The 2,705-nt window shown below is 65.5% G+C and carries 3 protein-coding genes; 2 read left to right on the forward strand and 1 reads right to left on the reverse strand.

From position 1 onward, the window contains the following. Nucleotides 1-147: 147 nt before the first annotated feature. On the forward strand, nucleotides 148-507 hold the full coding sequence (locus tag QL983_RS10975; protein WP_017488126.1) for a metalloregulator ArsR/SmtB family transcription factor: 360 nt from the start codon (nucleotides 148-150) through the stop codon (nucleotides 505-507). Further along, on the forward strand, nucleotides 504-1,106 hold the full coding sequence (locus QL983_RS10980) for a cadmium resistance transporter (protein ID WP_017488125.1): 603 nt from the start codon (nucleotides 504-506) through the stop codon (nucleotides 1,104-1,106). Before QL983_RS10975 ends, QL983_RS10980 begins: the two co-directional genes overlap by 4 nt. Nucleotides 1,107-1,229: 123 nt before the next feature. Here QL983_RS10980 and QL983_RS10985 read toward each other — a convergent pair. Beyond that, a protein-coding gene (locus QL983_RS10985; protein WP_101966229.1) for an IS3 family transposase occupies nucleotides 1,230-2,395 on the reverse strand; the annotation gives its coding sequence in 2 pieces (ribosomal slippage) (nucleotides 1,230-2,108 and nucleotides 2,111-2,395; 1,164 coding nt in all). Between the last annotated feature and the right edge of the window lie 310 nt (nucleotides 2,396-2,705).

The raw sequence follows: 2,705 nt of genomic DNA on the forward strand, positions 1-2,705 counted from the left end.
TTCTGTTGCGCGGGGTGCACCCTATCGCGACGCCTATTCCTCCGGCCTGCCGTCGGCCGCTGTCCCGGTGAAGGATCCCCTTACGGGCATGCGATCTGGGCTGACGCCTGTGACCGAGTGTTCAGTTCGCGCTGTATAGTTCAGTCCATGATGACTATTGCTTCGCGTCTCGACGTGATGAACCGCCTGGGTCGTGCACTGGCCGACCCCACTCGATCCCGGATCATCTTGACCCTGCTCGACCATCCCGCTTACCCGGCGGAACTGGCCCGAGATCTGGACCTGACACGCCCGAACGTGTCCAACCACCTGGCATGCCTGCGCGATTGCGGGATCGTCGTCTCCGAGCCCGAGGGTCGTCGGACACGATATGAGATCGCCGATTCGCACCTGGCGCAGGCGCTGACGGCACTGGTCGATGCCACCCTGGCAGTGGACGAAGACGCCCCGTGCATCGATCCCGCCTGCTCGCTTCCCGGATGCGACGCAGCTGGGGAGGGCGCATGATCCTCACCTCGGTCTTGCAGGCGATGGGCCTGTTCGCAGCGACCAACATCGACGACATCATCGTGCTCTCCCTCTTCTTCGCGCGAGGGGCAGGCCAGCGCGGCACTACCGCCCGCATTCTGGCCGGCCAGTACCTCGGATTCGCCGGCATCCTCGGTGCCGCGGTCCTGGTGACCATCGGCGCCGGAGCATTCCTGCCCTCGGCAGCCATCCCGTACTTCGGCCTCATCCCTCTGGGCCTCGGCCTCTGGGCCGCATGGCAGGCCTGGCGCGGAGACGATGACGACGATGACGACGAGGCCAAGGTTGCCGGCAAGAAGGTCGGCGTGTGGACAGTCGCAGGCGTCACCCTTGCCAACGGCGGCGACAACATCGGCGTCTACACCCCTGTCTTCCTCAGCGTGAAACCTCTCGCAGTAGTCGCCTACTGCATCGTCTTCCTCGCGCTCGTCGCGGTCCTGGTGGCCCTGGCAAAGTTCGTCGCCACCCGCCCCCCGATCGCCGAAGTGCTCGAACGCTGGGAGCACGTCCTCTTCCCCATCGTTCTCATCGGCCTCGGCATCGTGATCCTCGTCAGCGGCGGAGCCTTCGGACTCTGACGTAGCGGCAGCGATCCAAACGGCCCCGACCGGGCGCACCCCTCTCGGTTCAGACCGCGACACCTACCTGCAGCCAGTCCTGCGTGATCGGGACTGCCGCACCGATAGGTGACAGGTGGGGTCTTATGCCGGGAGGGTCACGGCGGGCTTCATCATGGTCTCGTACTCGATGGGGGTCAACCGCCCGAGACGGGCTTGTCGACGGCGCCGGTGATAGGTGCGCTCGGTCCAGGTGACGATCGCGATCCGTAGCTCATCCCGGGTCGTCCAGGACCGCCTGTCGAGGACGTTCTTCTGCAGCAGGGCGAAGAAGCTCTCCATGGCGGCGTTGTCCCCGGCCGCACCCACTTTGCCCATCGAGCCGACCAAGCCGTGCCGGTTGAGGGCATGGACGAATTTCCGGGATCGAAATTGCGACCCGCGGTCCGAATGAACGATGCAACCGGCCACATCCCCGCGCCGAGCAACGGCGTTCTGCAGTGCCTGGACGGCCAGCCGGGCTTTCATTCGCGAGTCGATGGAGTAGCCGACGATCCGCCCGGAGAAGACGTCTTTGATCGCGCACATGTAGAGCTTGCCCTCGGCGGTCCTGTGCTCGGTGACGTCGGTCAACCACAGCTGGTTTGAACCGCCAGCAGTGAAGTCCCGCTCCACCAGGTCATCGTGCACCGGCGGGCCCGGCTTCTTCCCGTTCTTGCCGCGCTTCTTCCCGAACACCGACCACCAGCCGTTGTCCCGGCAGATCCGCCACGCGCTGCGCTCACACATCACCTCGCCGGCTTCCTTGGCCTCATCGACCAGGAAGCGGTAGCCGAACTCCGGATCGTCCTGATGGGCGTCGAACAACGCGTTCGCCCGGTACGCCTCGGCCAGCTCGGCGTCGGTGACAGGGTCCGCCAGCCAGCGGTAGTAGGGTTGGCGGGAGAGCTTGAGCACCCGGCACGTCACCGCGACGGGGATCCCGACGGCGGCGAGCTCCTTCACGAGCGGGTGGAGCCTTTTCCCGGCAGGTTCGCCTGGGACAGGTAGGCCGCCGCCCGTCGTAGGACCTCGTTCTCCTGCTCGAGCAGGCGGATCCGCTTCTTCAGCTCACGGTTCTCGGCCGACTCGGCTTTGGTTGTCCCAGGCTTCGCGCCGTCCTCGACGTCGGCCTGGCGCATCCACTTCGACAGGGTCATCTCATGGGTGCCAAAGTCCTTGGCGATCTGCGCGAGCGTCACACCCTCTTCGCGGCTGCGGGCCACGCGCACGACGTCGTCACGGAACTCTTGGGGATAGGGAGCAGGCACAGCAACATCCTTCCAGGCCGCCCTGCGGGCAAGCCAGATCAGGTGTCACCTATTCGTGCGGCAGTCCCCATCTTGTTCCCGCTCGTCCTGATCGGCCTAGGGCGTGTCTGATAATGCTTCGAGGGTTGGGCTAAGACCCCGGATCCATTCTCAGACACGCCCTAGCGGAGAAGAGAGAGCAACCCCATGCCCGCCGAACGACTTGGCAGCATGCTCTGTCCATGTCCAGACGGGTGTGGCTTGCGCCGCTATATGGCGGGGTTCTGTCGGAGCTCAGTGGCGGCCTCCAAGCACGCGGGCAAGAGGGCGC

The organism is Micrococcus sp. APC 4021 (genome assembly GCF_030407635.1).
Lineage (GTDB): Bacteria > Actinomycetota > Actinomycetes > Actinomycetales > Micrococcaceae > Micrococcus > Micrococcus luteus.

What these genes read in the sequence shown, in the direction of transcription:
- QL983_RS10975 (WP_017488126.1), top strand. Translation starts at nt 148, where the DNA reads ATGATGACTATTGCTTCGCGTCTCGACGTGATGAACCGCCTGGGTCGT.
- QL983_RS10980 (WP_017488125.1), top strand. Translation starts at nt 504, where the DNA reads ATGATCCTCACCTCGGTCTTGCAGGCGATGGGCCTGTTCGCAGCGACC.